Source organism: Nocardia sp. NBC_01329 (genome assembly GCF_035956715.1).
Lineage (GTDB): Bacteria > Actinomycetota > Actinomycetes > Mycobacteriales > Mycobacteriaceae > Nocardia.
Window position 1 is genome coordinate 3,954,409 of record NZ_CP108381.1, and the last position, 15,842, is coordinate 3,970,250.

Below are 15,842 nucleotides of genomic sequence, written 5' to 3' on the forward strand. Positions count from 1 at the left end.
TCGTGCTGTCCCTGGCGCAGATCCGCGCTCGAGTGCGATCGGAGCCGTCGGGCGGGGCCGCGGACGACCCCGCCGATCCCGGCTCCGCCCTCTAGGATCGGACCCCATGTCTGTCTACCTCGTCACCGGTGCCGCAGGTTTCATCGGGGCGAACTACGTGCACCACTTGCTGGCGCGGGAGCCCGACGCCCGAGTCGTGGCCGTCGACTATCTCGGGTTCGCCGGGAATATCGCCAATCTGGCATCGGTATCCGATCTTCTGGTGTTCGAGAACGCCGATATCGCCGATCAGGAGGCGATGGCGGCGATCTACCGGCGCCATCGGCCCGACTATGTGGTGAACTTCGCCGCCGAATCACACAATGACCGCGCGATCCTGGACCCGAGCGCGTTCATGCGCAGCAACGCGCTCGGCGCACAGGTGATGGCGGAATGCAGCAGACTGTTTCCGGTGCGGTCGCATCTGCACGTCTCGACCATCGAGGTGTACGGCGAACTCGCCGACGATCGACCGTATTTCACCGAGCGCAGCCCGTTGAACGCGAAGACCCCCTACAGTGCGGCGAAGGCGGCCGGTGATCAGATGGTTCGCGCCTATATGTCGACCTATCCCGACATGAACATCCGGATGACTCACTGCGCCAACAACTACGGGCCTTTCCAGATGCCCGAGAAGCTGATTCCGCTGGCCGTCACGAATCTGCTGCGCGGCCGCAAGATACCCGTGTACGGGGACGGCGCGCAGTCCCGGGATTGGCTGCACGTGACCGACCACTGCGACGCTGTGCACCGGGTCCTGCACGCGGAGCTGGATCCGATTCCGGCAGCGGCGGGAACCGATCCGGGCCTGCTGCCGATCTTCGACATCTCGGCACGGTGCGAAGTGACCAATCTGGAGATCGCGCGATCTATCTGCACGGCGCTGGATCGTGATCCGGGCGAATGGATCGAGCACATCCCGGATCGCCCGAACCACGACCGCCGGTACCTGATCGAACCGATCAAGATCGAAGCCGAACTGGGGTGGCGGCCCACCCGCGACTTCGCGGAGGGTATCGCGGAGACGGTCGGCTGGTATGTCGAGAACCATTGCTGGTGGCAGCAGATCATCTCGGTCCGGGGTGAGCTCGGGTTCGACTGGAGCAGAGTCGGACCGTCCGCCGTGGGCCCGGCTCGATGAGTCACCCGCCGATCGCGACGACGTCGTAGGTGGTGCCCGGTGCCGGGGGTGTGGTGAACCGGGCGTTGGGCAGGTAGAGACGCTCCTCGAAAGCAGCCACCGTCGTCGGGACGTCGAAGCGGGCGTCGCGTAGGCGTCGTCCGATCGTGCCCCGCGCGCCCGTATCGTCGAGCTCCACCTCCGCGACAGCACCGAGCCGGTTCTGCACCACCAGCAATCTGCCGTCGTGCCACAGCATTCCGTCACCGTAGGGCACCGACTCGGTGCCGAGGTCGATCGATTTCGCCGCACCGGTGACCGGGTCGACGCGGTAGAGCCGCCCCGTCGCCGACTGCACGAGAATCAGCCCGGCACCGTCCGGCGTGCCGACGATACCGTTGGCGTTGATCGCCGCCGCCACGAACTCGATATCGCCGCTCAGCGGCAGTCGCACCACCCGATCGGGCGGTGGCAACACACCCGAAGGATCGAGCGGCAGGTGGTACAGCACGGGCGTATACGAATCGGTGAACCACGCACCCGCGGGTGTGAGCACCACATCGTTGACGAACGTGTTCGCCGATCCGAGCCGGTAGCGCGCCAGCACTTCACCCGTCCCGGTGTCGACGACGCGGGCGTCTCCCCCGGTACCCCCGGCGACGAACAGCCGGCCGTGCGGATCGAGCGCGAGTCCGAGTGCCGGTGTACCCGGACCCGGACTCAGGACCGAACCGTGGCCGGTCCGCAGATCCACCCGGTAGATGGTCCCGTCGAGCCGCGAACCGAGGTACGCGACCGGCTCGGATCCGATCGCGATACCTTCCGGCGCGAACCCGGCGGGTAGTTCGATCGTGGCGGCGAAGAACTGCCGTTCCGCGCACCCGGGCACAACGAGTGCCGCCCCGAGCATCGCGAGGGAGATCCCGATTTCGAGAGCGCGCCGCATCGCCGAACCCCCGGTGCCCTAGTAGCCGACCGTGAAATGCTCTACGCCACCGGAATTCTCGAGCTCGTCCAGAATCGCGACAGCGAGATCCTCGGCCGAGATACGGGAGTTTCCGGCAGCATCGACCAGGAGCGTGGTGGTGCCACGACGGTAGGTTCCCGTACGGGTTCCGGGTTCGAGCAGGGCGGGGGGACTCAGGTAGACCCAGTCGGCCGGATGGTCGCGGCAGGCATCCAATTGCGCGACACTGGCGCCCGCGATGGTCCGGATCGGCTCGGGGACGTACTCGGGGCTGTCGAGGACGAGCCTGTCGGGATGCGCCGGGTTCCGCAGGGGCGCGGCCCCGCCCACGACGAGGACGCGGATACCGCTCGCGGCCGCCGCGTCGAGCAGTGCGCGCGTGGTCGCGGCCACCCCGTGCTCCTGCCCGGGCACCGGCCGGGTCGCGACCACGACAGCATCCGCGCCGACGAACAGTTCGCCCATGCGGGAGCGGTCGTTCGCGTCGCCCCGGACGGTGACCACTCCGGGCGGCAGTGCGACCGGACGCCCGTTCCGGATGACGGCCACCGGGTCGTGTCCACGACGGGCGGCTTCGGCGACGACCCGGGAGCCGACCATACCGGCGGCACCCACGACAGCGATCTTCATCGCGATTTCTCCTTCGATGCGAGAGCGAGGAACGTACCGGGCCGACGAGTCGGCACGGGAAGCTGGCCCGCGACGATCGCGGCCAGCGAGAGGCCGAATCCCACGAGCTGGATCGGGCCGAGAGTCTGGCCGAGGAGGACGGCGCCGAGCCCGGCGGCCACCAGCGGCGAGAAGAGAGTGAGGATCGCGACGGAGTTCACCGGGAGGGTGGTGACGCCGCGGAACCACAGGACATACGCGACCAGTCCGCCGAACAGGCCGAGCCACAGATATCCGAGGGCGGCCGGCAGATCGATCGGCGGGGGCGCCCCCTCCGCGAAGATCGTGAGCGGAAGCAGGAACACCCCGCCCGCGGTGAGCTGCCAGCCGGCGAAGGCGGTCGGCGTCACCCCGGTGGGCCGTCCCCAGCGTTTGGTGAGTGTCAGACCGAGTGCCATCGAGGCGGCGCCGCCCAGACCGGCGGCGACTCCGACCGCGTCGAGACCCGCGGCCGGTCCGAGTACCACCAGACCGACACCCACCAGTCCGATCGCACCCCAGGCCATCCGCCACGCCGAGGGACTCTCGTGCAGAACGGCCACCGCCAGCACCGCGACGACCAGCGGTTGCGCGGCCGCGAGGGTGCCGGCGACACCACCGGGCAGTCGCTCGGCCGCGATGAACAGCAACGGGAACAGCAGGCCGATATTGAGTATCCCGAGGACGGCGGCCTTGCCCCACCAGGCTCCGCGCGGCAGCGTCCGGGTGATCGCGAGGGCGATCAGCCCGGCCGGTAGCGCCCGCAGCAGGCCCGCGAACAGCGGATGTCCGGGTGGGAGGAGTTCGGTGGTGACGATATAGGTCGTGCCCCAGGCGATCGGCGCGAACGCGGTGAGCGCGGCGCGCGACAGATCGCCTCCACGGGGTCCACCGGTCCCGTCGAAAACCCTGTGTACGACTGAACTTTTCACAGTGGAAGTCTCATCCCTGACGATCAATGAGTCCAACACATGTTTGTCACTCCATCGATCGTGATACAAGATTGATCCATGGAGCTCCAACAACTGCGCTACGTGCTGGCAGTCGCCGAGACGAACAATTTCACCCGGGCCGCTCAGCGCTGCCTGGTCGTCCAGTCCGCGCTCAGCCACCAGATCGCCCGCCTGGAAAAAGAACTCGGCGCGAAACTGTTCGAACGCACCAGCCGAAGAGTCCGGTTGACCCCCGCCGGGGAAGCATTTCTCCCGGCCGCCCGCCAATGCCTCGACGCAGCCGAACGCGCGGCCGCGGCGGCCGCGGCAGCCGTCGGCGAGGTCCGCGGCCGGCTCGCGGTCGGGCTGATCCCCTCGGTCACCGCCGTCGACCTACCCGAGGCACTCCGCGAGTTCCGGGCCCGCTACCCGCATGTACGCATCAGCCTGCGGGTAGGTGCCAGCGACGAACTCTCCGCCCAGGTCCAGGAAGGTGTGCTGGACGTGGCGTTCCTGGGGCTGCCCACGACCACACAGCCGCACGGGGTGGCCGGCCGCGAACTGGCCCGCGACCGGTTGGTCGCCGTCGTCGCTACCGAGCACCCGCTCGCCCACGAGACATCGGTCGACCTGTCGCGGCTCTCGACCGAGACGTTCGTGGACCTACCGGCCGGGACGGCCGGCCGCGCCCAATCGGACCTGGCCTTCACCGCCGCCGGCCTCGACCGCGACGTCGCCTTCGAGGTGTCCTCCGCGGACTACATCGCCCGGCTGGTCGAACAGGATCTCGGCGTCGCCATGCTCCCCTCCGCGTACGTCCCACAGCTCACCGGAGTAGTGACGGTCGAAATCTCCGACGCACCGGCCCGGGTCGAATACCTCGTCTGGAGCCACACCACCCACACCCCGGCGGCCGCGGCCTTCCTCACCATTCTGGACATCCCATGAACTCGCCCGGACGCAAGGCCCGGCGATATAGCGGCAGTTGATAGCCGGAGCGAGACACAGTTGGCGCCCTGCCCGCCAGACGCGACGATGGTCCCGGACACCACCCGCCGACTGAGATATACTGGCGACGAAATTTATATATCCGATTGGAGTGCGATGACCAAAACATTGATCGATATTCCGGACGAACTGATGGAGCAGGCCAGACAGATCACCGGCGGAGCGACGAAGACGGAGACCGTGCGCACCGCCCTGCGACTGCTCGTCCGCCAGCAGCAGCAGCATGACGCTATCGCGTGGTTCGCCGATCACGAACCATTCCTATCCGAGGAAGAAGTCGCCGCAGAAAGCAACCAGCAGCCACCACAGTGACCTCGACAGTTCGCGCCCTGTACCTGGTCGACCACAGTGCTGTCGCCCGCATCCAGCGCCACGTTCCGGTACGCGAGGCATTCGACCGGCTCAACGCCGCGGCCGCGGTGATCTGCTCCTGCGCCGTCACCACCGACGAAGCGGCATTCAGCGCCCGCAACCCCGACGAGCTCCACAAGATCCTGCACATCTACACCGAGGCGTTCCGCTACCTGCCGATGGACCCCGCCATCGACCCGATAGTCCGCTCCATCCGACAGCAACTGTGGGCAGCGGGCCAAGGGCGGTCCGCCCAGGCCACCGATATTCTCATTGCGGCCACCGCGGTGCATTACGGCGCCACCATCCTGCACTACGACAAACACTTCGAACTGATATCCGCCGCATACCCCGGTCTACGGCAGCGTTGGATCGCTCCCCGCGGCTCGGTGTCGTGAACTCACCGCCCGAACCGTACTGCAGCTGCTGCCGAGCCGGCTGCCCGGATGCGGCGATCTCCACGAGATAGTCGGGTCCGCGAAAACGCCGTGCGATGTGCCGTGGCCGGATCGGGGCAGGGCGCAGCAGGATCTCCGGCTGTCGCTGGTGGTGCCGCACCGCGCTCTGGAGTCCCGCGCGGCGGGGTTGCATAGCACCCACAGATGCAGGCACAGCTGGGTGGCCGAGTTGTTCACGACCACGGTGAGGCAGTTCGATCTCGACGACCCCCACGACGGACGCCGCCGCCTGAACAAGCATCAAGCCGGCATAGCGCTTGACGGGGGCGCGGCGCCGTCACCGGACTCATAGCCGCGCGGTGACTCCGATATCCAGTCTCTCACCAGGCCTGGGTCATCAGCCGAGCCAGTTCGAATCAGGCGCCGTTGATAGGGGTTCCGGACTGGTGAGATCGCGTATTCAACTGTCGACTTATCTGTACGCAGCGGTTCGTGGTCGGGGTTCGCGACCCCGTAACGTCCCGCAGGTGACCGGGCGGGGTGACTCGTCAACTGTCTGTCGCCGGTGTGGCTGACTTGCTCGCGATATGTCCACCGCCTGGTCTCCGTTCACGGTCTGACTCGACAGAGGTGTGACGACTACTTGCTGCGAAGGGTTCTGGAAGTCGACCTGTCGGCCGTGGATCACCCCACCCGACGAGGCGAGGAAACCGCACCTGATGATGCTGATCGGCGTCGATCCGCACAAGTCCACCCACACCGCGACCGCGCTGGATCCAGCGACGAATTCTGATCAGGGATCGATCCGCGTCGACGCCAGCCATGCCGGCTACCGCCAGCTGCTGGTCTGGGCACGGCAATGGCCCGAACGCACTTGGGCTGTGGAGAACGCCGAAGGCCTCGGCCACCACTTGGCGCAGTGGCTGGTCGCCGCCGACGAGGCAGTGGTGGATGTAGCGCCTTCCGCGACCGCGCGAGTGCGGCAGCTCTCCCGCGGTGGCCGCCGCAAGAACGACCGCATCGATGCCGCGGCGGCAGCCAGCGTCGCGGCAATGCAGGGTGATGCCCGTCCGGTATACGGCGAAACGCACGCCGACTCCCTCGCTCTGCTCGATGAGCGACGCAAGACCCTGTCCGAGAACAGAACTCGATCAGTCAACCAATTGCACGCGTTGCTGCGCGAAATGCTGCCAGGCGGGGTCCCCACGGATCTCACCGCCGCCAAGGCCACAACCGCCCTACGTGGTCTGCGCCCGATCAGCGGCACCGACCGAGTCCGAAAAACGCTGGCCAAGGACCTCGTCGCCGATATCAAACGCTACGACACCCAGCTGACCGAGAACGCCGCAGCGATGAGCGAGCTTCTCGATCAGCACGGCACCACGCTGCGCGAAATACCCGGCGTCGGGCCAGTGCTGGCTGCCCGCATTATCGGACGCACTGGACGAGTCAGCAGATTTCCGACGGCTGCCGCTTTCGCGAGCTACACCGGCACCGCACCTGTCGAGATCGCCAGTGCCGATTCGACCCGCCATCGCCTGTCCCGCTACGGCGACAGAGAACTCAATTCCGCGTTGCACACAGTCGCGATGATCCAGATCCGGATGCGCAGCACCGCCGGCCGCGCCTACTACGACAAGAAGATCGCCGAAGGAAAGACCCCGAAGGAAGCGAAGCGCTGTCTCAAGCGCCGCTTGGCCGATCTGTGCTGGCGAACGATGACTCGAGACGAACGCCGCACCGCACCAAACGAATCAAGCCACCACGCCGACGCAGCTTGACAGATACAGAGGTATCGCGGGTTGTCGATGGTCCAACCCTCGAGGGACCGGAACCGGGGTGCGGTGATGTGGCGGCTCCGGGTGTCCGCGATTTCGGTCGCGAGCTTGGTTGTGGTGACGTGGGTGGTAGTCGAGAGCGTCGGCGACGACCGGACGGGCAGCGAGTGCAGAGACGGCGTGCACGAAGCTCGTCCTCTTGCCCGCGGCGCGAGCACCGGTAGTCGGTGGCGAAAGCGGTGCAGTCGGTCCAGATCGGCCCGCACGACTCCGGCTCAGTAGGGGCCGATGGCGAAGAAAACCGCATTCGGTCTGCGGAATTCGAACGGCAGTTCGTCATCCAACCAGTCCTGATGGACGCCCCCATCGAGCTGTCCGACGCCCTCACCGACGATCACACGCCATGTCAGTGGCTGCAGTTTTGCGATCACCCGGCAGGGAAGGCTTCCTGGCACCCGGGTCCGATGGACTTCGTAACGCATGGCCGTCAGATTACCGAGCATCCGCACTGTTCGATGTCTCCGTTATCGGTGCCAAACGGGGTCACGGACGGGTGAAATCGCATATTAATCGTCGCGGGTTGTCGACGGTTGCCAGCTAGCGGGTGACCGAAGCCGTGGGCCGGAGGCGTAGCGGGACCAGTCGGTCGAGGCGTGGGCAGCGGCCCGGGTAGTTGTCTTGTGGTGGTAGCCGAGGGCGTCGGCGACGACTGGTGCGGGTAGTTCGAGGACATGCTGGTGCAGTGCGCCGACGCGGCCAGCGGTGCTGGGAATGCCGAGGGCTTTGATCGATGCCCCGAGTGTTCCGGGGTGCATGGGTTGTCCGGCGCGGCGGCCCGGGAACAACCAGCGGGCTTCGCGGTTGGTGGCGGTATTCATGTTGGTGCGCTGGTCGATCCAGGACAGCAGCAGCTCGGCGACTGGGCCGGGGACCGGTGACGGTGGGTCACCGAGCCGCAGTCGAACGGTGCCGCTGTCGACGATCACGTCGTCGAGAGTGAGCCGGACGATGCGGCTGACGGGCTGGGCATAGAGCAGCACGATCGCCGCCGCGACGCGGGACCTCAGTGGTTGGTCGGGCTCGGTAAGCAGTCGGCCGAGCAGGTCGATCCTCTGCTGTTGTGGCATCGGTGTTGCCGGGCCGATCACGACGGTGGGAAGGCGGAATCGGCGGGTGAGCTTGTTGGCGATGCACCAGTGCAGAAACCCGCGGATTGAGGTGCGGGCGTGGACATTGTGTTCGACATGCCAGGCGTCGATGTCGGCCTGTCCGCAGTCGGCCAGCTCGAGGTCGTGTTCGGCGAGCCAGCCGAGGAACTGTGTCGCCTGGGTGATCTGGGAGCTGAAGCCCCGCCGGCTGCTGACGGTGAGTGGATTGCGTTCGGCTCGTGCCCGCAGCCGGGGCGCAACGTCCCAGGCGCCGAACCGCTTGATCAAGCGGGCATGCTCCGGATCGGTGACGGCGGCCAGATGCCTGATCGTCCAGCGTTCGAACGCGCAGATCTGTTTGTCGACCTGGGGCAGGATGCCGCAGGTCATCAACAGTTCTTCGAGGTGCGCGGCCGCGCGCCAGGGCGAAAGGGCGTGGAATGCCTCGTGGGTCAACGCGATCTCGCCGCGGCCGAGTTCGGCCAGCAAATCCGCGGGCGCGCGGTCGCGGCACTTGCGGTGTTTGAGCCAACACAGCCCGGACAGCGGCGAGCTCATTGTCAGCAGCTGCGCGGCGAGCGGGGCGAGTTCGGTTCGGACCCGGCCGGTGTCGTCACTGAGCAGATCGGCGAGTTCGTCGGCGAAGGTGCACCGCGTGCAGAGGCGTCGACCGTGAAGTTTGCCTTCGTGCCCGCAGCGCGAACAGTGGTAGGAGACCGCGAATCCGGCGCAGTCAGCGCAGATCGGTGCGTGATCGACCGGGCGCAGTCCCGGCAGTGGCCGGTTGTCGCCGCAGCCGGGGCAACGTCCGCAGACTCTCAGCGCCCGGTCGTGGCAGGTGCGGCAGACCTTCCCACCGGGCCAGGTCGCGGCGAAGCAGCCGAACCGGCCGCAGCGAGCGCAGTGCGCTTTGTGCCAGCGCTCATACTGCTCGGTGGTCCGATAGGACGGGCTCACAGGTCCGGCAGGATCCGGGCGGCGCGTGGCCGAAGCTTGGCGACGTTGGCCGGGACCGGGCCGGCCAGGTCGTCGGTGGCGGTGCGGCTGACCCCGGCGTTCTCGGCGGAGGTGGCGACCAGGTCGGCCGGGGTGCAGCCGAGAATGTCGCAGAGCGCCGAAAGTACTTGCAGGGAAAGCCGTTCCGGTGTTCCCGAGACCAGGCGGTGAACTTGGGAGGCGGACAGGTTGATGCCGCGCTCGTGCAGCAACGGGGCCAGTTCGGTGGCGTTGAACTTGCCGCGTGTGGCCATCAGCTCACGCAGGCGCCAGGTGTAACCGACGGTTCGTTTCATGCGTTCATCCCTTCCGGGAGTCCAAGGCGGCGGCGATGGTGGCGTCGAGTTGTCGGCGCAGGGTGCGGGTACGGAAATCCGACGACACGCAGGTGTAGATCGAGGTCGTGGACGCGTGCTCGTGGCCGACTTGTTCCTGCACGAACCGAGGATCCCAGCCGTCTTCGATCAGATGCGTGACATATGAGCGCCGCAGACTGTGCAGGTCCAGGCCAGTGTCCAGGCCGAGTGCGTCCCGGTAGGCTCCGAAACGGGAGTTCAGCCGCTGGCAGCCGATCCGCAGTCCGCGCTCGGACGGCCAGGCCGCAGGGTTGCCGTCGACACCGAACAACGGACGGATCTCGGTGAACCATTCTTCGAGCACTTCGGGGGTCCAGTCCCAGACCGTCAGCACGCCCCGGCGTTTCGGTGGTGAACCCTTCTTCGCTTTGCCGTAGCGGACCTGGCAGCGACCGAACTGGCCGAACTCGCGTGCGTGTGGGTTGACGCCGAAGTCGGCCGCGTCGAGCATCCGGATCTCGTTGCGCCGCAACCCGAACGAGTACGCGGTCTTGAACAAGGTCGCGTCCCGGAACGCGGGCAGCCAGCCCTTGCGGCCGAACGCGCGGATACGCGCGACTTGGTTGTCGGCGTGCTCGAAGAACGCGTGCAGCTCGGCTTTGGTGAACGCCCGCTTCTTCGGGTCGGATTCGGTGCCCTGGGCGTGGACCGCGGTGTTCCACTCGTGCACGATCTGGATCGGGTGGGTGCCGAACCGTTCTTCGCAGGTCTCCGGCCACTCGTAGAGCGGATCGGTGATGAAGTTACAGAACGACCGGATCGCCTCGGAGTAGGACCGGATCGTCGACCTCTTCAGATCACGCAGCGACCGCAGGTCACCGAGCCATTCGTCGACCATCGCCGGGGCCCACTGCCACGGGAAGGCGTTGACGTAGGCGGTGAACGCCTTCACCGTGTTCTCCCGGCCCTCCACGGTCGTTCTGGCCAGGTTCCGGGCCAGCTGCTGGTTGGCGAACCCCGCCAGCATCGCCTCGAACACCTACTCCTCCGGACGTAGCAACGACACACCGTCGACGAGGTGCAGCCGCGCACCACCCGGCACCGAACCGCCGAAACCCGCCAAACCGGTCACCTCCATCGGTCGCATCAGATGCGAGAAAGTCGCATCCTATGCGAGTCGACGTGGAATCCGCAGGTAGTTGCGCCGACCTGACCGCTTCGCCTCTACTGGTGGGTCTATCCTCGGCGGTGCAGCCGTGCCGAATCCCGCTGATGGAGGCCGTATTTGCCGCCTCGAACCGGTTGATGCGCACACAGTCGCCAGTTCGCAGCCGATGCAATTGGCGGCGGAAGTAGTAATCGCGCGGAAAACAACGACAATGGCTTGACCAGCGAAGATATCCTGTAGCGGCTCGGGCTGCGGATGGGCTCGGTTGGTCTCGGCTTGGCTTGTCGCGCGTCAGGCTTTGTGGCAGGGCCCGTTTCTTGCGCACGACGCGATCACTGCGATCGCCCGCGGACCCGCGGATCACCTCGAGGTCCGCCGAGGCTTCGCCGACCCCTGATCTGACCCAGGCCTTGGGTGAGGACTACGACGACCTGCTCAGGTTGGCCGGATCGCTGAAGTTCGGGCATGCCACCGCGTCACTGCTGGTCGGAAAGCTGTCCGCGTCGACCCGCCAGAACGCTCTGGCCGCGGCACTGAAGGCGTACGGCGCGATGCGACGGACCATCTACGCAGCCCGTTACCTGTCGGATCCGGACTATCGGCGCAAGATCTCCCGTCAACTCAACAAGGGCGAGTCGATCCACGCCCTCAAACGCGACCTCATCTACGCCCACGAAGGAGCGTTCCGGGCCGGCACCTGGAAGCCCGAACCGAACAAGCGTGGTGCCTGACCCTAGCGACGAACGCGGTGATCTCCTGGACCACAGGAGATTACGCCTCGCCGTCGAGCAGATTCGCCGCGCGGGACGCCGCATCGACGATGACGTGCTCGCCCACAACAGCCCGGCGCACAGCGAGAACATCAACTTCTTCGGCGCCATCGAAGTCGACATCGACGCCGAACTCGCCCAGCTCGGCCCAACCGGGTACCGGCCGCCACGTGTACGCGACGCCCTGTTCTGATCGCTCCAGGGAGGACAGGCGAGTCTCGCTCTCGGCTATGGCTCAGGAGGATGATCGGTCTCATCACGGTCAATGATGACCGAGACTCGGTGTCGGCGGCGCCGTCGCATCAGTTGAGTAGGTCCCAGTCGATCAGCTGTTGTTCGTAGCGGGCCAGGCCGGTCAGGATAACCGGCTCATCCTGGTAGTCGTGTTTTGCTCGGTCGAGGAATTCCTTGATCTCGTCGCCGTGTTGGCAGCCGTAATCGGTCGGGTACCGCTGCGACGGTTCGGGTGCGGGAGCCCAGCGCAGCCCGTGAGCTTCGACAAAGTCGTTGACCGCGGCCAGCTGATTGAGAGCAGTGACCAGTTCAGGCAGCCGACCTTCATAGATTTCCGCGGCTGTCGATGCCGGGCCGAACAGTCGCTCGAATTGGCGATCCACTGGCCGATCCGGTTCGCAGGCAGCATCAGCGATGGCATCCCAGACGGGCTGCGCGATCAACGCGAAGACGACCCTGTCGCCGTCCAGCACGGTCGATGCGGAATAGATGCCCTCATCATGGATCTCGTCGGCGATTGCGACGTGCGTGCGCTCGATGAGCTGCAACAGGTCCTCGATGTGACTGTCAGAGGTGAGTGAGTCGCCGTCGAATGTGCCGGTCTGGTCTTTGGCGAAGAACCTGCCGTCGCGATACCGGTCGAAGAAGTAGCGCAGAACAAACTCGGTGTTGAAGTCCTCGTGGACGCCGTCGATGCCGCCGAGTCGGTCGTAGGTGCCTGTGATGCCCAGCGTGATCGGCAGGTAGTTCTGGCCGATACGTCGTAGCACGACCAGGGTGGCGTCGTCGTGCAGACTGACGCCGGTGATCATGCAACTGCAGTCGTAGAAACCCATCGCACCAATACCGTTCCTCTCGACCATGGAAATCCCAGCGGAGCCAACTGGTCGCCGTAGATCGCCCATCTCACGTCTACAGTAAGCACTTCCCGCGCCTGACACTTTGCATCCGCCCTGCCATTCGGCCGGCGCTTTCGGTCGCCCGAAATGGGCCAACACGCTGGTGCGCTTGCGTCCGAGTGGACCGATATGGGTGTCGTCGTACCCTCACGATCAGTCGTCCCGTGTCGCCAGTTCGAGAGCGTATTGATCAGCCGGATCGATCTCGTCCACCACCTGCTGAGCGGCGGTTTGTTCGCCTCGCCGACGAAGCAGCCTCACGAGATAGTACAGCGCCGCCTTGTCCCCGCGCTGGGCTCGCTGCCGCAGATCACCATCGCATCCGTTCTCGTACAGGAACCGGTCCAGCCTGCGCCGTGCGTGGACGTCGGTCTCAGCCAACGTGGCCAACTCATCGATCCGTCCAGCTTTCGCGAGTAGATCCATGTGCCACAGATGCGCATTGTGCATGTCGGCGTCAGCGCTGTAGCACTTGGCAGCAGCGCTGACTACGGAGATCGCTGCGCCCCAGTCACACCGAGACTCCGCCGCCCGTACTGCGTCGTTTATCGCGTTCCAGTCGTGCGAGGTTTTCACGATCTCAGCGTGTCATCCGAAGACCTGGCGTACACAGCGGTCCAGTAGCGCGCCCACGGTGCCACTTCGCGACACGTCCTAGCCGAAATAACCGCTGGTCAAGTCATTGTCGTTGTTTTCCGCGCGATTACTACCGGAACCCCTGATACCGAGTTGGCTCCGATCAGTGCGCATGATCGGCGCTCTCCATATCGACGTAGCGCCACTGTCCACGTCGGCTCAGCTGACCGATTCCCAGACGACATCACGATTGCCGGCGCGCAGAGATTCCACCCGGCGGCGTAGTTCGTGTGCGGCGCGAGGTGTGTCAGCGGCGATTCGGATGTAGGAACCGAGCGAGTGGTACTCGGTGATGTCTCGCAGCAGTGTCCAGTCTGGCCATTCGAGCAGGTCGTAGCCGTATGCGTGGACGAACGCTGCGCGGTCGGTGTGGGGCGGGTGGAAGTGGTCGGGCAGAGTGCCGACCAGGTCGAGTTCGCGTGGGCCGTAGCATGCGTTGTCCCAGTCGATGAGAACCCAGCGGCCGTTGTCCAGCACAACGTTCTCCTGGTGAGCGTCGGCGTGAACCAGGCCGTGTCCCAACGGGAAGCGGGTCGTCTCGAACGCTGCGATCAGATCGTTGGCTCGGCTGTCGAGCCAGTCGCGGTCCTGACTGTGCAATGCCGGCTGCGTTCGCGCGGCGTCGACCTCGAGTGCCTCGAGCAGTCGTCGCAAAGGGCGATACTCCGGGATCCCGAACGGTGGCGCAGGTTTTTCGTGGAGAAGGCGAACCAGGTTCGCGACATCGTCGGCAGCCGACCGGGTAGCCGAGGGCCGGTATGGCCAGAATGTCGCCACCGCGCTGCCGGTCGGCACCGGCTGTTCACCGGGCAGCGGGTTCAATGCGATGGGCTCTGCCGCCGTGGATGCCAGCCATCGGGTGACCGCGATGCTCGTGGCGGCACGAGTGCGGCGCAGGGGGGTGTCGGGGGCAAGGCGGACGATCGCATCGTCGACCCGCCATACGGCGTTCGATCTCCGATGCAGGAGTTGCGCTGTGCTGGGATTCAGCCCATAGGCATGGCAGGCTCTTTCGAGTTCGAAGCGGCCAGGTAGCGCGCTGTCTTCCGTCATCGTTCACACTGCCGAGGCCGCAGCGATGTCGGCGCGCAGTTCCAGCACTCCCGAGGCGGATCGATGGCGGGCGGCAACGGTATCCAGGTCTCGTAGACGGGCGTAGCAGCGTTGTGAGGAGAGTGCCGTGACTGCGGTAACGGCATCTTGACCGATCCGCACCGCTGAGTCGATGTCGCCGGCTCGAAAATGGGCGACGGCCAAGGTCGGCAGCACCACGGCACGGCTGCGCTCGTGCTCGGCCGGATGCCCATCGGCTGCAGCCGTCAGTCGGGCAGCGGCGGGCTCGGCGAATTCCGGGTGTGTCAGCGACAGCAAATACAGTGCGTGCCCCTGTTGAGCGGCAATCTCCGCCTCGGTGACGATCCACGCCCAGGGCGGAATCGTATCTGCGCTCGCAGCCGCGTACCCGGTTTGCGAATCGGCCAGCGCCCTCCGAGTCGGTTCGGGTTCGCTGAGCGTGGCCCAGCACCACGCGGTCACCGTGTGGATGTACCCGGCGGTGATGTGCGATACCGGGTGACGGCGACCTGTAGAAGTCGCGGCGGCCAACCGGCAGAAGGCGAATGCGTCTTTCGGTTGCCGTAGGTGCAGCGCCTGGTGGGCCATATCGAGCAGGATGATGACCATGAGGTCGGTGGAGCGCAGGTTTCCGTCGGCGCATTGGGCGGTGTGGAGGGCGTAGGTCCACAGTCGACGAGCGGCGTTGTGGTCTTCGATGTCGTAGGCGAGCCAGCCGGCCATACTCGCCAGTTCAGCGGTGGCGAGCTGAAGCCGAGCCCGGACATTCGGACTGCATACCCCCTCGTCGAGTGCGGCGATCTGATGTAGCTGGCTGAGTGCGGCACTGCGGCACAACCCACCGCCGTGAGCCAGGTCCCACCGGCGGAAGCCGTCGCTGATGGCTTCGATCGCGTCGATATCGGCGTCGCCGATGCGGGGTCTGGTGACGGAATTCAGCCGACCGGGTAGGACGTGGGCCAGCCGTTCGAGTTCCGGATGCAGACGTGACCCGAGGGCGGCGGCGGTTGCCAGGGTGACGAAGTCCCTGCGGTTCACCCAGTCCATCTCCTCGGAGGCCAGGCTACCGACCGCCGGGTCGGCGTTGTCCACATGGAAGCCGAGCAGTTGCGCGGGAACAGCGAAGACCGACGATATACGGGCGGCCAGTTTGGCGCCGGTCAACCGCCGCGCGCCAGCTTCCACCTCGGAGACCCGAGCTTGGCTCAGCCCGACCAGTGCAGCAAGTTGGGTTTGCGACAGACCGGTGCAGTCGCGGATCGCACCGAATACGGCGCCGAAGTCATGCTCGGACAATGCTGTCCGCATCGCGCGGCTGGTGAAGAAGCCAACGGGCAAGGGACGGCGGAAACCCGCCGCTCGCGCACATCTGGCGCACAA

Annotated in this window: 16 protein-coding genes and 1 pseudogene; 6 read left to right on the forward strand and 11 right to left on the reverse strand. The window is 66.0% G+C overall.

All coding sequences use genetic code 11. The features are described 5' to 3' along the window. Nucleotides 1-106 precede the first annotated feature (106 nt). Complete coding sequence (locus OG405_RS17975) at nt 107-1,180, forward strand: dTDP-glucose 4,6-dehydratase (RefSeq protein ID WP_327147630.1); 1,074 nt, start codon at nt 107-109, stop codon at nt 1,178-1,180. A gap of 1 nt (nt 1,181) precedes the next feature. Here OG405_RS17975 and OG405_RS17980 read toward each other — a convergent pair whose 3' ends face one another. From OG405_RS17980 to OG405_RS17990, 3 genes are read right to left on the reverse strand one after another with little or no spacing between them, the layout of a single operon-like run. Then, nucleotides 1,182-2,105, reverse strand: a complete 924-nt coding sequence (locus OG405_RS17980) for an SMP-30/gluconolactonase/LRE family protein (protein WP_327147631.1) — start codon at nt 2,103-2,105, stop codon at nt 1,182-1,184. 18 nt (nt 2,106-2,123) lie between these two features. After that, a complete protein-coding gene (locus OG405_RS17985; RefSeq protein WP_327147632.1) occupies nt 2,124-2,756 on the reverse strand; it encodes an NAD(P)-dependent oxidoreductase in 633 nt (210 codons plus the stop codon). After that, nucleotides 2,753-3,706 (reverse strand): EamA family transporter, encoded by a 954-nt coding sequence (locus OG405_RS17990; RefSeq protein ID WP_327147633.1) that lies wholly within the window; start codon nt 3,704-3,706, stop codon nt 2,753-2,755. The genes OG405_RS17985 and OG405_RS17990 overlap by 4 nt, the downstream gene beginning before the upstream one ends. Nucleotides 3,707-3,784: 78 nt before the next feature. Here OG405_RS17990 and OG405_RS17995 point away from each other — a divergent pair, with 78 nt between their 5' ends. From OG405_RS17995 to OG405_RS18010, 4 genes are all read left to right on the forward strand, one after another. Further along, entirely contained in the window at nt 3,785-4,654 is an 870-nt protein-coding gene (locus tag OG405_RS17995; protein ID WP_327147634.1) for a LysR family transcriptional regulator, read from the forward strand. Between the two features lie 156 nt (nt 4,655-4,810). Then, nucleotides 4,811-5,026: a type II toxin-antitoxin system VapB family antitoxin gene (locus OG405_RS18000; protein ID WP_327147635.1), complete on the forward strand. Its 216-nt coding sequence runs from the start codon at nt 4,811-4,813 to the stop codon at nt 5,024-5,026. Continuing rightward, entirely contained in the window at nt 5,023-5,463 is a 441-nt protein-coding gene (locus tag OG405_RS18005; protein ID WP_327147636.1) for a PIN domain-containing protein, read from the forward strand. Before OG405_RS18000 ends, OG405_RS18005 begins: the two co-directional genes overlap by 4 nt. A gap of 719 nt (nt 5,464-6,182) precedes the next feature. After that, nucleotides 6,183-7,244 carry an IS110 family transposase gene (locus tag OG405_RS18010; RefSeq protein WP_327147637.1) on the forward strand — a complete coding sequence of 354 codons (1,062 nt, stop codon included), beginning with the start codon at nt 6,183-6,185 and terminating at the stop codon, nt 7,242-7,244. 272 nt (nt 7,245-7,516) lie between these two features. On the opposite strand, the gene OG405_RS18015 is transcribed toward OG405_RS18010, so the two are convergent. The 4 genes from OG405_RS18015 to OG405_RS18030 form a co-directional block, all read right to left on the reverse strand. Then, nucleotides 7,517-7,723, reverse strand: a complete 207-nt coding sequence (locus OG405_RS18015) for a hypothetical protein (RefSeq protein WP_327147638.1) — start codon at nt 7,721-7,723, stop codon at nt 7,517-7,519. A gap of 84 nt (nt 7,724-7,807) precedes the next feature. Further along, the gene (locus OG405_RS18020) at nt 7,808-9,346 is read right to left on the reverse strand and encodes a hypothetical protein (RefSeq protein ID WP_327147639.1); all 1,539 of its coding nucleotides are present in this window, start codon (nt 9,344-9,346) and stop codon (nt 7,808-7,810) included. After that, on the reverse strand, nt 9,343-9,681 hold the full coding sequence (locus OG405_RS18025; RefSeq protein WP_327147640.1) for a helix-turn-helix domain-containing protein: 339 nt from the start codon (nt 9,679-9,681) through the stop codon (nt 9,343-9,345). The genes OG405_RS18020 and OG405_RS18025 overlap by 4 nt, the downstream gene beginning before the upstream one ends. A 4-nt stretch (nt 9,682-9,685) precedes the next feature. After that, nucleotides 9,686-10,720 carry a tyrosine-type recombinase/integrase gene (locus OG405_RS18030; protein ID WP_327147641.1) on the reverse strand — a complete coding sequence of 345 codons (1,035 nt, stop codon included), beginning with the start codon at nt 10,718-10,720 and terminating at the stop codon, nt 9,686-9,688. A 416-nt stretch (nt 10,721-11,136) separates the two neighbouring features. On the opposite strand from OG405_RS18030, the pseudogene OG405_RS18035 reads away from it, so the two are divergent. Continuing rightward, nucleotides 11,137-11,812 (forward strand): annotated as a pseudogene (locus tag OG405_RS18035) (Tn3 family transposase); the annotation flags it as partial. Nucleotides 11,813-11,921: 109 nt separating this feature from the next. Here the strand turns inward: OG405_RS18035 and OG405_RS18040 are convergent. The 4 genes from OG405_RS18040 to OG405_RS18055 all read right to left on the reverse strand — a co-directional run bounded on the left by OG405_RS18040 (nt 11,922) and on the right by OG405_RS18055 (nt 15,770). Further along, nucleotides 11,922-12,716, reverse strand: coding sequence for a hypothetical protein (locus OG405_RS18040; RefSeq protein WP_327147642.1), 795 nt, complete (start codon nt 12,714-12,716; stop codon nt 11,922-11,924). A 189-nt stretch (nt 12,717-12,905) separates the two neighbouring features. Beyond that, nucleotides 12,906-13,328: a hypothetical protein gene (locus tag OG405_RS18045; protein ID WP_327147643.1), complete on the reverse strand. Its 423-nt coding sequence runs from the start codon at nt 13,326-13,328 to the stop codon at nt 12,906-12,908. Between the two features lie 219 nt (nt 13,329-13,547). Beyond that, the gene (locus OG405_RS18050; RefSeq protein ID WP_327147644.1) at nt 13,548-14,441 is read right to left on the reverse strand and encodes a phosphotransferase; all 894 of its coding nucleotides are present in this window, start codon (nt 14,439-14,441) and stop codon (nt 13,548-13,550) included. Nucleotides 14,442-14,444: 3 nt separating this feature from the next. After that, nucleotides 14,445-15,770: a helix-turn-helix domain-containing protein gene (locus OG405_RS18055; protein WP_327147645.1), complete on the reverse strand. Its 1,326-nt coding sequence runs from the start codon at nt 15,768-15,770 to the stop codon at nt 14,445-14,447. Nucleotides 15,771-15,842 lie beyond the last annotated feature (72 nt).

Bases quoted from the DNA above. Each gene is read 5' to 3' on its own strand.
- OG405_RS18015 (WP_327147638.1), bottom strand. From the start codon at position 7,723: ATGCGTTACGAAGTCCATCGGACCCGGGTGCCAGGAAGCCTTCCCTGC.
- OG405_RS17980 (WP_327147631.1), bottom strand. From the start codon at position 2,105: ATGCGGCGCGCTCTCGAAATCGGGATCTCCCTCGCGATGCTCGGGGCG.
- OG405_RS18050 (WP_327147644.1), bottom strand. From the start codon at position 14,441: ATGACGGAAGACAGCGCGCTACCTGGCCGCTTCGAACTCGAAAGAGCC.
- OG405_RS18025 (WP_327147640.1), bottom strand. From the start codon at position 9,681: ATGAAACGAACCGTCGGTTACACCTGGCGCCTGCGTGAGCTGATGGCC.
- OG405_RS18040 (WP_327147642.1), bottom strand. From the start codon at position 12,716: ATGGTCGAGAGGAACGGTATTGGTGCGATGGGTTTCTACGACTGCAGT.
- OG405_RS18010 (WP_327147637.1), top strand. From the start codon at position 6,183: ATGATGCTGATCGGCGTCGATCCGCACAAGTCCACCCACACCGCGACC.
- OG405_RS17985 (WP_327147632.1), bottom strand. From the start codon at position 2,756: ATGAAGATCGCTGTCGTGGGTGCCGCCGGTATGGTCGGCTCCCGGGTC.
- OG405_RS18055 (WP_327147645.1), bottom strand. From the start codon at position 15,770: ATGCGGACAGCATTGTCCGAGCATGACTTCGGCGCCGTATTCGGTGCG.
- OG405_RS17975 (WP_327147630.1), top strand. From the start codon at position 107: ATGTCTGTCTACCTCGTCACCGGTGCCGCAGGTTTCATCGGGGCGAAC.
- OG405_RS18000 (WP_327147635.1), top strand. From the start codon at position 4,811: ATGACCAAAACATTGATCGATATTCCGGACGAACTGATGGAGCAGGCC.
- OG405_RS17995 (WP_327147634.1), top strand. From the start codon at position 3,785: ATGGAGCTCCAACAACTGCGCTACGTGCTGGCAGTCGCCGAGACGAAC.